Genomic DNA, 12,197 nt, shown 5'->3' with positions numbered 1-12,197 from the left:
CATCCCGATCTCGCCGCCTGACACACCGCCAAGCGAGCACCCTAGACCACCGGGATGAGGGGTCCTTTTTCGACGCCGATCACCCCGCTACCGGGGTCCCTTTTCCACGCCGATCCACAGGCTCAACCCGACAAGCGGAGCAATCGCATCTGTTTTGCGGCTATGATGTACCAGACGCAGGACACGTCGTTCAGTGGGCGTCAGCGAATCGAGAAGACGGACGTCCATGCGGCGAAACCTCCATTTTGGTTGTTTCGTCGCAGTGTAGATTCGATGCCAATTTCACCAGTGTGGGGAGAAGGCTTAGCTATGCGGCTGTCGCGTCGGAAAAAAAGGGCCGTGAACCGTCATCTCGTCCGCCGGATACGGCTGCTGGAGCGCGACAACGTCATCATAGCTGCCTTGCAACCAGCGATCCCAGTCGGCCTCATGAAGGATGGTGATCATCGCCTTGGGGTGGATCGGCTTCACAAGCTCGTTGGGGTCGCACGTCACCATCGAGAAGCCGGCACCCTTCGCCGTGTGCTGCCAGAAGCCGGCGACCGCGAAGACAGGCTGGTCGACGACGCTAAACCACATCTCTCCTTTGATCGGCTTGCCCTCGCCGACCTGATGTAGGTCAGGCGTCCATTCGCAGAACTCGGTAAGGGGGATTAGGCAACGGTTTTCCGGCTCGGCCGCTAACTTCCGCCACTGCGGCAGGCCGAGGTTTCGGACGTTCGTCATCGGCCACTTCGCGCCGCCGCCCAGCACGTCCCACAACATGACATCTACGGCACGGCGACCGCGCTCTTGGCGGACGACGAAAGCCTTCGACTTGGGGAATAGCTCCTGCGGATCCTTATTCGGCCGAACGACGTGTTCCGCCCACGTCGCGCCGAAGCGTTCGAAAAGCGTCTCAGGTTCGCTCGAAAGGCGCGCTCGGTTGCACATCAGAACCACCCAGCGATGACGACGGCGACCGAGGCGAGCATTGCAATACCCAAGCCCCATGCCTGCGCATAGATCCACTTATCTTCGCGGGTCATTGCAGGCTTGTGCCCTTTAGTTGGTCGAGGCGCGCGGCGATCTGCATCCACCGCTTCACGCCACCCTCGTCGTTTTCCAAGGCCAGGGCCGCGATCCGCTCGGCGACATGGGTCGGCGCCTGCTCCCCATATTGCCGGTCCACCGCAAGTGCTTCGGCCCATCGCTCTCGTTCCGGCGTCATATCGGCAACGTCCTTCCTGGCGGTGCTTCCGTCAACCATTGCCAGCTGAGGATTGTGCCGCCGCTCGACGATTGGCACTGTGCCTCGATGTTCATGCGCCCCCTGCTCGCCGCGTCGCTCCTCGCTACCTTGGCGTCCTGCGTTTCGCCTCAAACCCCTGCCGCGCAGTCGGCGACCGCCCCCGAGACGAACCGTCCGCTCAAGATCGCGTCATGGAATCTGGAGTTTCTCGCGGAAAAAGATGGCGTCGGATGCGAGCCGCGTAGCGATGCCGATTATATGGCCATGCGGCGCATAGTGGACGGCATGGATGCCGACGTGATCGCCTTTCAAGAGGCGGAGAACGAGGCAGCCGCAGCCCGGGTGTTCAACCCGGCGCGGTATACCATCGTCATGGAACAGCGACCTGGGGCCGCCTCGGGCAGCTGTGGCGGCCGGCATCCCGAACAGACGTTCATCAGGCAGGCTGTGGGCTTCGCGATCAGGAAGGGCATCACAGTTGATCGGAATCCCGATGTGACGGCGCTCCAGCTCGGCAATCCGCAACTTCGGTCGGGCGTGGACATTCGTGTCCTCGCTCCGGGACATCAACCGATCCGCCTGCTGGCCGTCCACCTGAAGTCAGGCTGCTTCCAAGGCGATCGGGTGCAGGCGTGTGGCACCCTCCTGCAACAGGTGCCGGTGCTGGAAAAATGGATCGATGCCGCCGCCGACGGTCCCGACCGCTTTGCAGTGCTGGGTGATTGGAACCGCCGGCTCGCCGAAAGCGGAGATGCGGTCTGGGCGGAGCTAGATGATGGCAGCCCCGCCAACGCTGATCTAAGCCTCGCCGACGAGGGTGTGACGCCTCGTTGCGATCCTCGGTATCGCGCCTTCATCGATCACATTGTTCTGGATCGACGCGCCGCCGCGCAGGCCAGTGGGTTCGCGGAGACTGCATATGGCACCGGCCAAAAACACCTGTCGGACCATTGCCCGGTCAGCGCGCTCATAGCCAACTGACCCCATTCGGATCCGCGCGTTTCATCTGAGCCGAAATTCGATCTACGCCTTAACCGTCGGCACCTCCGCCAGCCTCGTCGTCCATGCGGGGGAACGCATTTCTGACCGCAGTTTCCATTCGCGGCGAAACCCCTGCGATGCCGTGACTGCAGTCCACCGACCGAACTTGCCGTTGATGTCGTCGAGAGCGGTCATCAGCCGATCGCGCTTCGTTGTGTCGCCCTCGAATAGCGTCCTAGGCCGCATATCGGCAGCAATGAGGTCATCCAGCATTATGCCGGCCTTCGTGAACGCATAACCGTCCCGCCAAGCCCTTTCGGCACCACGCCGGGCGGCGGCGATCAATTCGAGGCTGTCGTTCGTCATTGGGTGCAGCGTCACCGTGCGAGATCCGGCATATTGGGGCCGGTCGGGCCTGTGACGGTTCGTGTGGAAGAAGACAGTCAGTCGGGCGGCCACGAGGCCATGCTGGCGCAGCTTCTCACCAGCGCGCATGGCATATTGGCTCAACGCGCCCATCATCGAATCGAACGTCCTCACCGGCGTGCCGAACGAGCGCGTCACCGCCATGCCCTTGCGTTGCGGCTCGACCATCTCGACCGCTGCGGACGGCACGCCACGCAGCTCGGCAACCAAGCGCTCTAGTACGACAGTGCCGACCGCCCGCGCCTGCTTCATCGGCATGTCGCGCAGCATGCCGGCGGTCGTTATGCCAAGGTCATTCAGCTTGCGGGCCGTGGCGCCGCCAACGCCCCAGACATCCCCAACCGGAAATGCCTGCATCACGTCGTGGCGCAGCCCATCATCGCGAAGGTCGGCCACGCCGTTGAATTCGGCGTTCTTCTTGGCGGCGGCGTTCGCCAGCTTCGCGAGCGTCTTCGTCTCGGCAATGCCCACGCACGTCGGGATCGTCGTCCACTGCCGCACCTGGTCCCGCATCTGATGAGCGTGGGCGACCAGGTCACGGTCTTCGAAGCCGGCGAGGTCGAGGAATGTCTCGTCGATCGAATAAATCTCAAAATCGCGGGCGAACGCCTCGCATGCCGCGATCACGCGGCGCTGCATATCGCCGTACAGGGTGTAGTTCGACGACAGGACGCGGATGCGGTGCCTGCGGACCAGATCGCGCAGGTGATGGATGGGATCACCCATCTTGATGCCCAACGCCTTCGCCTCGGCCGATCTCGCGATGGCGCAGCCGTCGTTGTTGGACAGGACGATGACGGGCACGCCCACCAAACTGGCGTCGAAAGCGCGTTCGCAGCTGACGTAGTAATTGTTGCAGTCAATCAGCGCGATGGGCGAAGTCATGCCGCTACGCGCCGGGCGACGGCTACGACGACGCCCCAGATCTCGACGAACTCGTCGACGAGGATATGCGGATAGCCTTCCGCCTCGGGCACGAGCCAGTGCCGCCCGTCCTTGAATCGCAAGCGCTTCAACGTCCGCTCGCCATGCACCAGCGCGACGACGATCGAGCCAGCCCGAGCGGTCTTCGCGCGATTGACCACTATCAGATCGCCGTCGTTGATGCCGATCCCCGACATCGAATGTCCGTCCACCCGCATGGTGTAGCTCGCGGCAGGATGCTCGACGAGCCAAGCACCCAGATCGATGGGTTCTTCCATGTCGTCCTGCGCTGGCGACGGGAAACCGGCCGGTGTGCGCAACAGGAGTAAAGGCGTCTCGCGCGGCACCAGTTCGTACGGAATTTCGTGCAGGCGCAACGTGTTCATCTCGATTCCCTCGGTCGCCCGTATTGTAACGCCCGCAAGAACGAAAACGGAACATTGAATCGTAACGGCCTGTCGCATGGTCGCATGACAGGCGCGAATGCTGGTGATCGACGACGAGAAGCGAAATACGGTGGTGGCGACATCAGGGCGCTGCGGTGCCGTATCCCCATCTCGCGGCGGCCAGCAGCACTTTCCCGGGCCACGCCATAATTCTGGGTGGCAGCATTAAGGGGAGTTATGCTGTCTTTGGTAGTCTCGCCGGGGTCGATGATGAGACTGGTGACGTATGCACGTGCGCCGCAAACCAAGGCGTGATCAGCAGGTGGGGAATGGCCAACGCGGCGATGGCCGCGAACAGCGGCCTAACCCCGGTAGGATCCCAGCTCAGCATTGAGATGCCGATCAGTACGACCAGAAGCACAGCGGCACCCAAGACGGGGCTAACCGCCCGCAAGTACGAAGCAATGGAGGAACAGCCGAGCTGCACTTTGCGCTCGATCGTCTGCGGTAGAGCATGAAGGACAAGAAAGCCGACCGAGAAGCCGACGAGCGGCGGGAGGAGCAAAAGCGCCGCCGTTCCAAACAACAAGCGCGTGTCGCTTCGCTGAAAGCCGAGGATCACTAGCGCAACACCAGCAGTTGCGCCAATGATGGCCAAGGAGCCGGCCATAATGGACGAGACACCCTCCGGAGCACCGGCAGCGAGAAGAATGTTCGACAGCGATGCCACGTGTAGCGTTGCCGGCGTTGCGATCAGGCTCACCCCTCTTGCGACACGCTCAAGAACGCTGCCATGCGGAGCGTCTTCTAGTCCGAAGTGAACAGCTGATACGATCAGAAATAGCGGAAGAGCGATGGCGGGATCCGCAACCCACCATGCAAGGCATGCGGCGCCTGCCGTTAGATAGAGCGTCAAGAACAACGGACGCCTTGGTCGAGGTACCATCGCGAGGTCGCTGGCGCCGTGAGCCATCCCAATCACACCAACGGCAAGAATCGCGAAGCCGAGCTGCACGGCAAGCGATCCGAAGGAGGCGGCTGTTGCCGCCCCCGCCAGAGCAACCCAACCGGCGCCCGAAGCCTGGGTCACTGGAACGAATCGCGTGATTCGTCGTGTTGGGTAAGGGCCTTGTCGAGGTTCGACGCGGCGTAGAAGGCGTAGACGACCTTCGCGACGACATCCATGATGAGGATCGCCCAGACCGAGGCGTTGTCCGTGATGATCTTCAGCCCTTCAGGCCCCACCGCGAACACGACCGGGTACAGGAACCAGACGACCGTCAGGAACGACACGTTCTTTGTGTAGGCGTCACCCAATGCTTTTCCACGGCTCGTCGCGAGCGCTTTGAGCGGCCCCCATAGCAGATACAGTACACCCACGAAGGCGACACAGGACCAGCCGAACCACACCCACTTTACTACCGGAGCGCCTGCGAGCGACGAGATAAGCCCGGTCACGATCATCAGCACGTCGAGCACGATGATCGATGTGAGATACCCTCCGACTTCACCAGTGCGTCCGCGTTCATGGAAAGCGGCCAGCACGACACTGGCCAGCAAAATCGGAGTCGTGATCGACCAATCGACGTAGCGCGCGAGGTATATCGCGGATCCGTCTGGCTTGATGAGAGTACCGATACCGAACGCCATCGCGAGGTACGCCGTCGCTGCGATGAACGGCACACTGGCGTGCAGCAACGTGTGATGGCCTGACGGATGGGTCTTCTTGCCGGTCGCATAGATAGCCAATGAGCCGAGCGACATGATTGTGAAGCCAGCCAGGAAGGCGGTCTGATCCATGTGGGAGTTCCCCATGTGAAGGGGCGACCCCATGCCGACCCGACCGCCTCAACACCGATTGTATCTTTTTGTGTCCGGACATGACGCTTAATTCATGATCGGCCGCCGTCGGCGGGGCTTGTGCGTGGTTTAGGGATGTATCGAAGCAGATCCCGCTGCGCGAACAAATATCTCGGGCAGCGTCACCACGGCGGGGCAGGTCGCACGACACTGCCTCATCGGCACCGACATGCCGCCGGGTGTCAGCTGAAGCCCATCTGGATGCGCCTCCTTGCCACATGCGATACACGCTACAAATGACCGCCCGTAGCCACGCTATTTTAGTCGCTCTGGCATCGCTGACGTCCGCATGCACAGCCGCACCCGCGATCGATGGGCCAGTCGGCATCGGCCAGACGGCGGTGGTTGGTGGTCCGCACGTACGACCCGATCAAGTGATCGAGGACAGCCGCTGCCCGGTCGGCGTCACATGCGTATGGGCGGGCCGGGTCGTTCTGCGGGCGACCGTCAGCGGCGGCTCCTGGTCGAAGCCAATGGACCTTATTCTCGGCGTGCCGGCCGACGTCGCCGACGGGAAGCTGACGCTCGTCTCGGTCACACCCGCCCGTAAGAAAGGCGAGTCGGCGCGCTCCACCCCATCTCACTTCGCCTTCAAGTTCGAGGGCGGACTGTAGCGACGGGAACCGGACGCTCGCGTCGTTGACGATGAGCCGCAAGCGTCGCAGCATCGCGCGGCCCGATGATCGGGCGGGAGAATGTCAGATGCGCAAGCTGTTCGTCGCCGCCGCCACGCTGAGCCTGTTGGCAGGCGCCCCGGCATTCGCCGCGCCTTGCAAAGACGCGAAGACCGGGAAGTTCATCAAGTGCCCGCCGAAGGCTGCAGCTAAGGCTGTCCGCTGCAAGGACGCGAAGGGCAAGTTCGCGAAGTGCGGCACCCCCGGCGCCAAAGCAATCTAATGCGAAGGGCGGCGGTTAGACCGCCGCCCCAGCCCCCGAGACAACCGTGGTTAGAAGGCTGCCGACAGCCCCGCAAACGCAGTGACGCTATCTCGGTTGTCGCGGAGGGCGTAACCAGACACGCCGCCGCGGACTGACAGCGCGCCAGCGATCCGCCCGTCGACACCGAAGGCATAGCTCATGTAGCTGCGGTCGGCACGGGTCACGTCGCTGGTGAAGCTGATTGGGGCACCGGTCGGCGTGATCGTGAACGCCCGAGGATCGTCGTCGAACTCGCGTTCATATCCCGCCCGCGCGAACATTCGAACCGGTTGACCGGGCAGCGAGCGCACCACCGCGCCAAAGCGACCGGTTAGGCTCTGGATCCGCTGGTTGCCGAAGGTCGCCGCTGTCGACAGCCCGCCGCTTTCCGCATAGCCGGCAATGCGGACCCGATCATATTGCACGGCGACGTCCGGCCCCAGGGCGATACCACCGCGGGAGACCAGGTCGACCGCGGCCGTCAGCCGCCCGGCGACGTAATCGCCATCCGTCTTGCCGTCGTGGTTGCGCAGCGCCGGCCCAAGCTGAACCGAGCGCCGGATCTGACGATAGTCGATCTCGCCATAGGTGCCGTCCGCAAGCAGGCGGACGGGCCCCACCTCACCCCGGGCATAGCCGCTGACAGACCACGCACGGGGCTTGTAGCTGCCTGAACCCGCCGCAAAGTCACCCGTGCCACTGGAATATCCCCCGACGATCCCGACACCCGACGCCTCGCCTATCGCAAGATCCGCGCCCGCCGCACCGGTGAACCCGCGTTCGGTGATTCCGACGTGCTGCGCCGACGTGCCAGTATTGTAGTAATGGTAGGCCGCGCTGCCGAACACCGAGAGGCCGCGGCCGGCCCGCTGCGACCCGCCCCGCTCCGGCCCTTCGATCAGGTCGCGCTGCGCTCGGAACATCGCCTGCGCGGCATAGCCGAGCCCGGCGATCTGTTCGGGCGCCTGTACCAGGCTGGCGATCGCCTGACCTTGGATGCGCTGAGTGATGCCCGCCGGGTGGACGCTATCGGCAAGGATATAGGTTTCATTGGCGTTCGGCGTCACCAGCGTATTGCGCGTGCAGGCCAGCGACGACGGCACCGTACAGGCGACACCCGTGATGTTGGTGTAGCCGTAGGTCGAGGGACTCATGACCAGCTCGTTGAAGAGGCGATCCGTGTCAAAGTACAGCGCGTTGACGTTCGCAGCAGCGAGCGCACTGGCAAAGGTCCGGTTGAAAAGTTGGAGGCCCGCGGCCCCGCCCGTCTGCACGGAGAGGGTAACAATCCTCGTCGCGCCCGCCGCTTGAACGCGTCGGACCTGATCGGCCAGCTGGGTCGCGGCGGTGGTAAGGATCGCATTGTTGCTGCTCCCCGCCGCCTGAAACGCGAAATAGTCGTTGCCGCCGCCCTGAATGTAGACGAGGTCGCGCGGACCGAAGGTGCCGCCCGCGGCGAGATAATTGCTGATCTGCGTGGTAATGGGGATCGACAACGCATTCGCAGCGCTGACTCGTGCCCCACCGACCGCGTAATTGGTACCACCCTGCCCGTAGAAAGGTGCCAAGGGCAAACCCAGTCGAGCTGCCAGCACCTCGGGTGATACCGGATCGGGATTAGTAGTGAAGCTTCCCGCCTCGCGCGGCAGACGCGGGTCCAGCGTCAGATAGTAGCCGCCATCTGCAAGGCTATCACCGAAGACGATCATCCGGTCGTATGACGAATTTTGCTTCGTGCTCGTCGTCGATTGGGCATAGGCGGGCGTCGCCATTGCAGCGAATGCCCCCGCCAACATCGGGGCTAGGTACTGCGCTTTCATCAATCCTCTCCTGTACGGCAGCAGATCTTTGCCGGCTGCTCGATAAAAGCTGTCTTCGCCCGCAAGCGCGGCGTCAAGCGCTGACGCTTGGCCCCGATGCCGCAGAGCATGTTAAACGGACGATATGCAGGAACTGACCCTAGCCGTCGTCGGCATCGACTTTCCCAACACGGACGGCAGCAATCGTCGATCCGAGGCGATGATGACCCTGCCCGGCGAATCCGTCGAACTGGTCCCGGAGCCGAAAAACAAGCACGACAGCAATGCCATCGCCGTGATCAGCCCCCGCGGCATTCAGCTGGGCTATGTCAACGCGGAGCGGGCGCCGTACATCGGCAGCAGGATGTCGCGCGGCGAGGATGCAGAGGCGATCTTCCAGGGAATGGACGGGGGATCAGCATTTATCCGCGTGCGATTTGGCGGCGGCGCGCCGACGTTGCCGCCACCTCCACGAAGTCCCGCCTCGGCACCCCCGCCGCCACGAACGTCGCGGCGATCTGAGCCGTACGATCCGCACGCGTTCTATCCTGACGAGGAGGGGCCTGAATGGGGCGCGTAGAAGGCGCTCTTAGCCAATGATGACAGGGCCTCCGATCCGCCCCATACCGCGCAAAAGTTTTTGGGGGATTATGATGTTTCGAGCGAGTATCTTGGCGCTTGCCTTGGCATCGACCACGACGGTGGCGCAGGCGCGCAGCGAAGTTGACCCGGTAAGGGTACGCGCGCAACTCGACTTCCTCGCAGGACCGGATCTGCATGGCCGTGGCAGCGCAACGCCTGACGAGGCTGTTGCCGCCGCCTATGTAGCGTCGCAGTTACAAGGCTATGGCCTGAAGACCGCACCAGGGATGACCGGCTACCTGCAACGCATCCCGGTTTTACGTCAGGCGCAAGCCGGTCCCGTGGAACTGCTGATTGATGGCGTTCCTGCGCCTGACGCCACACCATTGCGGGTCGTGGGTGGAGTATGGGGTGGCAAGGTTGCGATCCTTGGTGGCATTGCCCCCGACACGAAGGCCGCCGTGCTCGTTGTGCCTGATGTCGGAGCCAAGAACGCGGACATCGCAAAGGCGCGTACTCAAGTCGGCGCGGCAGTGACGATCGTTGTCGCAGACAAAGATACCGTACGGGCCACCGAGGCTAGCGGCGGGCGACCGGCCTTGCCGCGGTATTTTCCGAATGAAACACCTGCGGGACGCACCTCGACGGTAGCGGTCGGCCCAGACACCATGCGCCGATTGGTAGTTGGCGCCCCGACCGTCACGCTGTCCGTCCCTTTCACGCTCGCTCACGACAGCACGACAAACGCTGTCGCCTATCTCCCTGGCAGCGATCCGACAGCCGGCGTCCTGTTGCTGACAGCGCATCTTGATCACCTTGGCATCGGTGCTGACGGTACGATCTGGCCGGGTGCCAACGACGATGCGTCGGGCACGGTCGCGTTGATGGAGATCGCTCGATCCATGGCGATGGGCAAGCGCCCCCGCCGCGGCATCCTGTTCGTGGCCTACGGCTCGGAGGAGCGGGGCGGCTTTGGGGCGCGCTGGTTCGGCGATCATCCGCCCGTGCCGCTGAAGGACATCGCTGCGAATATCGAGTTTGAAATGATCGGCGCCAGCGTCCCGAAGCTCGCGGCCGACCGGCTGATGATGACTGGATACGAGCGATCCGACTTAGGACCGGAACTTCGCGCTCATGGTGCGCTGATCGACGCCGATCCCTACCCCGAGCAGCACTATTTCCAGCGATCCGACAATTACGCTCTCGCGCTACGCGGTGTCGTCGCTCACACAGTGTCGGGCTACGGCGAAGTTGCGACCTATCACACACCGCAAGACACACCTGATCGGATCGATGCGCCGTATATGGTTCGCGCGATCGAGTCGCTGCTGAAGCCAATCCGCTGGCTCGCAGACAGCCGCTTCACGCCACGCTGGAATAAGGACGGCCAGCCAAAAGAATGACGCTGCGCTAGAACCCGATCCTGACGATCCGCCACCAGCGCCGCAGACGCGCCCATAGCGTCTCGCGCGGGTATCGAATTGGCGGCGGAGGACGTTGCCGACGGTCGTGTGGGCGTCTTGCCATACCGCATAGGATACCAGGCAAGTCTTCATCGGCTGTAAACGGCTCGATCTGGCTGAGTTTAGATAAGGGGCTTACCGTATACCGAATCCTGCCCTGCTGTTCTCGCCGTCGTCGAAGCGGTCGCGACCAGCCAGCACGTTCTCCAGCTGATCCAGCGTGTGCGGCACGTCGATGTGCTGCGCCCCGAGGAACAGGCGGCTCCCCTCCCCCTCAGGCACCGCGTGGGTCAGCTTGTCGATGTCCACCAGGGCCTTGCCTTCAGGTAGGACTCGATCTGTACGAAACGCATTGGCGTTTCCTTTCATGCAAAGGTCAGTGAGCACAGAACCAAAAGCGGATGCTTCAGTGCCAACCTTCACGCCACGTCCACCCTTCACGCGACCGTCTCGTAATCTATGTGGTGGCAGTTTCCCGAGCTTCATAGATCTGCTACCTAGCAGATCAGTGGATCTGAAGCCCATCCTTGCCGCGTCGGTCGGCATCGCATTGTACCGCGGTATCGTATCGCCTATGCTCGATCGTTACTTCAGATGGCGCAACGGGACGCGAGTTCAGGTCGCGCGTCGGAACTGGCGCGGCGTTTATGTTCCCGACCTGAACGTGAAGCGGGGCGAGCGCATCTTCTGGCTCGGCTATCTCGGAATCGTGTTGTTGGGCCTGGCAATCGGCTGGACGGTTATGGTGCCGGGAACCTGACGCAGGCAGTATCGCTTGGGACGACATGACTGACAAGCATGGCGTTCACCCGTTCGCCGTCGAGCATGCTGCCGACGGCCAATACTACCTTCACAAGGATCGCGCTCCAAACAAGCACACCCATGCTTTCGACGTGAACCGTTGGCTTGATCCGTTCGACACGGAGCAAGAAGCGCGGGCGTTCGCGAAAGAGCACTTTCAGGCCAGCGACGATGACTTCGCCGCTCATCCGATGGCGCGCTAGCGATTGAGCGGCATCACCGCCGCCTGACTGCCGACGCCGCGCCCGAACATGCCCAACGACCGCCGCGGCGTCGTCGCTTCTACCAGCGCCTGCCATTGCCGCTGTTGCGCGAGATACTGCAGCACCTGATCCAGCGCCGCCGCCGGGTTAGTGTTGAGCAGCACCGGGGCCAGTGCCTCAGCTCGAGCTTCCGACATGCGATTCTGGCCGCGCGCCATCCAGTTCTTCAGACCGGCTCCAGCGACACGTGCCGCCGTGCCGGGGATCGACGCCCCACCCGTTGCCAGCGCCGCGCCGGCATGAAGGCCGCCTTCAATCAGCGGGTTCGTGGCGGCGAACGCTTGGTCGGCGATCCCCCGCTGCGCCGTCTTGGAGTTGCCCAGGATGCCGTTGGTGGTCTGCGCAAGCTGGGCTTCCAGTTCGCGCTGACGGAGCATGTTCGCGACGCCCGGGCTCTCCGGATACATGGTTTCGAGCCGCTGACGGGCGAGCGGCGAGCCCAGCGTGCTGATTCCGAGGGAAGCCGCCCCCTCATTCCGAAATGATGCCGCCCCCCTGTTCCGAGAATTACTCGCCCCCTGATTCCGAGATGATGTCGCCCCCTTTGCGGGGATGACGATGAA

At 63.0% G+C, this 12,197-nt stretch carries 16 protein-coding genes; 7 read left to right on the top strand and 9 right to left on the bottom strand.

Annotated elements, in window-relative coordinates; all coding sequences use genetic code 11:
- Nucleotides 1-303: 303 nt before the first annotated feature.
- Both ACP7A3_RS20520 and ACP7A3_RS20515 read right to left on the bottom strand, forming a co-directional pair.
- Nucleotides 304-933 carry an SOS response-associated peptidase family protein gene (locus ACP7A3_RS20520; RefSeq protein WP_426257017.1) on the bottom strand — a complete coding sequence of 210 codons (630 nt, stop codon included), beginning with the start codon at nucleotides 931-933 and terminating at the stop codon, nucleotides 304-306.
- A gap of 91 nt (nucleotides 934-1,024) precedes the next feature.
- Complete coding sequence (locus tag ACP7A3_RS20515; RefSeq protein WP_426257176.1) at nucleotides 1,025-1,210, bottom strand: DUF6961 family protein; 186 nt, start codon at nucleotides 1,208-1,210, stop codon at nucleotides 1,025-1,027.
- A gap of 54 nt (nucleotides 1,211-1,264) precedes the next feature.
- On the opposite strand from ACP7A3_RS20515, the gene ACP7A3_RS20510 reads away from it, so the two are divergent.
- The gene (locus ACP7A3_RS20510; protein WP_426257175.1) at nucleotides 1,265-2,212 is read left to right on the top strand and encodes an endonuclease/exonuclease/phosphatase family protein; all 948 of its coding nucleotides are present in this window, start codon (nucleotides 1,265-1,267) and stop codon (nucleotides 2,210-2,212) included.
- Nucleotides 2,213-2,254: 42 nt separating this feature from the next.
- Here the strand turns inward: ACP7A3_RS20510 and ACP7A3_RS20505 are convergent, their stop codons facing one another.
- From ACP7A3_RS20505 to ACP7A3_RS20490, 4 genes are all read right to left on the bottom strand, one after another.
- Complete coding sequence (locus ACP7A3_RS20505; protein ID WP_426257014.1) at nucleotides 2,255-3,523, bottom strand: Y-family DNA polymerase; 1,269 nt, start codon at nucleotides 3,521-3,523, stop codon at nucleotides 2,255-2,257.
- Nucleotides 3,520-3,948 (bottom strand): LexA family protein, encoded by a 429-nt coding sequence (locus ACP7A3_RS20500; protein ID WP_426257013.1) that lies wholly within the window; start codon nucleotides 3,946-3,948, stop codon nucleotides 3,520-3,522. Before ACP7A3_RS20500 ends, ACP7A3_RS20505 begins: the two co-directional genes overlap by 4 nt.
- Before the next feature lie 235 nt (nucleotides 3,949-4,183).
- Nucleotides 4,184-4,963 (bottom strand): beta-carotene 15,15'-dioxygenase, Brp/Blh family, encoded by a 780-nt coding sequence (locus tag ACP7A3_RS20495; protein WP_426257012.1) that lies wholly within the window; start codon nucleotides 4,961-4,963, stop codon nucleotides 4,184-4,186.
- A 71-nt stretch (nucleotides 4,964-5,034) separates the two neighbouring features.
- Nucleotides 5,035-5,748, bottom strand: coding sequence for a bacteriorhodopsin (locus ACP7A3_RS20490; RefSeq protein ID WP_426257011.1), 714 nt, complete (start codon nucleotides 5,746-5,748; stop codon nucleotides 5,035-5,037).
- A gap of 434 nt (nucleotides 5,749-6,182) precedes the next feature.
- On the opposite strand from ACP7A3_RS20490, the gene ACP7A3_RS20485 reads away from it, so the two are divergent.
- Nucleotides 6,183-6,422: a hypothetical protein gene (locus ACP7A3_RS20485; protein ID WP_426257174.1), complete on the top strand. Its 240-nt coding sequence runs from the start codon at nucleotides 6,183-6,185 to the stop codon at nucleotides 6,420-6,422.
- An 88-nt stretch (nucleotides 6,423-6,510) separates the two neighbouring features.
- Nucleotides 6,511-6,705, top strand: coding sequence for a hypothetical protein (locus tag ACP7A3_RS20480; RefSeq protein WP_426257009.1), 195 nt, complete (start codon nucleotides 6,511-6,513; stop codon nucleotides 6,703-6,705).
- 50 nt (nucleotides 6,706-6,755) lie between these two features.
- Here the strand turns inward: ACP7A3_RS20480 and ACP7A3_RS20475 are convergent, their stop codons facing one another.
- Nucleotides 6,756-8,546, bottom strand: coding sequence for an autotransporter domain-containing protein (locus tag ACP7A3_RS20475; RefSeq protein WP_426257008.1), 1,791 nt, complete (start codon nucleotides 8,544-8,546; stop codon nucleotides 6,756-6,758).
- Nucleotides 8,547-8,670: 124 nt separating this feature from the next.
- Here ACP7A3_RS20475 and ACP7A3_RS20470 point away from each other — a divergent pair, with 124 nt between their 5' ends.
- Together ACP7A3_RS20470 and ACP7A3_RS20465 are read left to right on the top strand one after the other, a co-directional pair.
- A complete protein-coding gene (locus tag ACP7A3_RS20470; RefSeq protein ID WP_426257007.1) occupies nucleotides 8,671-9,105 on the top strand; it encodes an HIRAN domain-containing protein in 435 nt (144 codons plus the stop codon).
- A gap of 91 nt (nucleotides 9,106-9,196) precedes the next feature.
- A complete protein-coding gene (locus ACP7A3_RS20465; RefSeq protein ID WP_426257173.1) occupies nucleotides 9,197-10,510 on the top strand; it encodes a M28 family metallopeptidase in 1,314 nt (437 codons plus the stop codon).
- Nucleotides 10,511-10,705: 195 nt separating this feature from the next.
- On the opposite strand, the gene ACP7A3_RS20460 is transcribed toward ACP7A3_RS20465, so the two are convergent.
- Nucleotides 10,706-11,011: a hypothetical protein gene (locus tag ACP7A3_RS20460; RefSeq protein ID WP_426257172.1), complete on the bottom strand. Its 306-nt coding sequence runs from the start codon at nucleotides 11,009-11,011 to the stop codon at nucleotides 10,706-10,708.
- 67 nt (nucleotides 11,012-11,078) lie between these two features.
- On the opposite strand from ACP7A3_RS20460, the gene ACP7A3_RS20455 reads away from it, so the two are divergent.
- Both ACP7A3_RS20455 and ACP7A3_RS20450 read left to right on the top strand, forming a co-directional pair.
- Entirely contained in the window at nucleotides 11,079-11,330 is a 252-nt protein-coding gene (locus ACP7A3_RS20455; RefSeq protein ID WP_426257004.1) for a hypothetical protein, read from the top strand.
- Between the two features lie 25 nt (nucleotides 11,331-11,355).
- A complete protein-coding gene (locus tag ACP7A3_RS20450; RefSeq protein ID WP_426257003.1) occupies nucleotides 11,356-11,574 on the top strand; it encodes a hypothetical protein in 219 nt (72 codons plus the stop codon).
- Here ACP7A3_RS20450 and ACP7A3_RS20445 read toward each other — a convergent pair.
- The coding region (locus tag ACP7A3_RS20445; RefSeq protein ID WP_426257002.1) for a hypothetical protein at nucleotides 11,571-12,197 on the bottom strand (627 nt) is incomplete at its 5' end. The two genes, ACP7A3_RS20450 and ACP7A3_RS20445, sit on opposite strands and share 4 nt — an antisense overlap.

Source organism: Sphingomonas sp. DC5200-1, assembly GCF_049897245.1.
GTDB lineage: Bacteria > Pseudomonadota > Alphaproteobacteria > Sphingomonadales > Sphingomonadaceae > Sphingomonas > Sphingomonas aquatilis.
Note: the sequence above shows the minus strand (reverse complement) of the source record. Positions and strands in the feature narration are given on the sequence as shown.

Excerpts from the sequence above, each read along its gene's own strand:
- ACP7A3_RS20520 (WP_426257017.1), bottom strand. The coding sequence starts at position 933 with ATGTGCAACCGAGCGCGCCTTTCGAGCGAACCTGAGACGCTTTTCGAA.
- ACP7A3_RS20515 (WP_426257176.1), bottom strand. The coding sequence starts at position 1,210 with ATGACGCCGGAACGAGAGCGATGGGCCGAAGCACTTGCGGTGGACCGG.
- ACP7A3_RS20505 (WP_426257014.1), bottom strand. The coding sequence starts at position 3,523 with ATGACTTCGCCCATCGCGCTGATTGACTGCAACAATTACTACGTCAGC.
- ACP7A3_RS20500 (WP_426257013.1), bottom strand. The coding sequence starts at position 3,948 with ATGAACACGTTGCGCCTGCACGAAATTCCGTACGAACTGGTGCCGCGC.
- ACP7A3_RS20490 (WP_426257011.1), bottom strand. The coding sequence starts at position 5,748 with ATGGATCAGACCGCCTTCCTGGCTGGCTTCACAATCATGTCGCTCGGC.
- ACP7A3_RS20480 (WP_426257009.1), top strand. The coding sequence starts at position 6,511 with ATGCGCAAGCTGTTCGTCGCCGCCGCCACGCTGAGCCTGTTGGCAGGC.
- ACP7A3_RS20475 (WP_426257008.1), bottom strand. The coding sequence starts at position 8,546 with ATGAAAGCGCAGTACCTAGCCCCGATGTTGGCGGGGGCATTCGCTGCA.
- ACP7A3_RS20470 (WP_426257007.1), top strand. The coding sequence starts at position 8,671 with ATGCAGGAACTGACCCTAGCCGTCGTCGGCATCGACTTTCCCAACACG.
- ACP7A3_RS20450 (WP_426257003.1), top strand. The coding sequence starts at position 11,356 with ATGACTGACAAGCATGGCGTTCACCCGTTCGCCGTCGAGCATGCTGCC.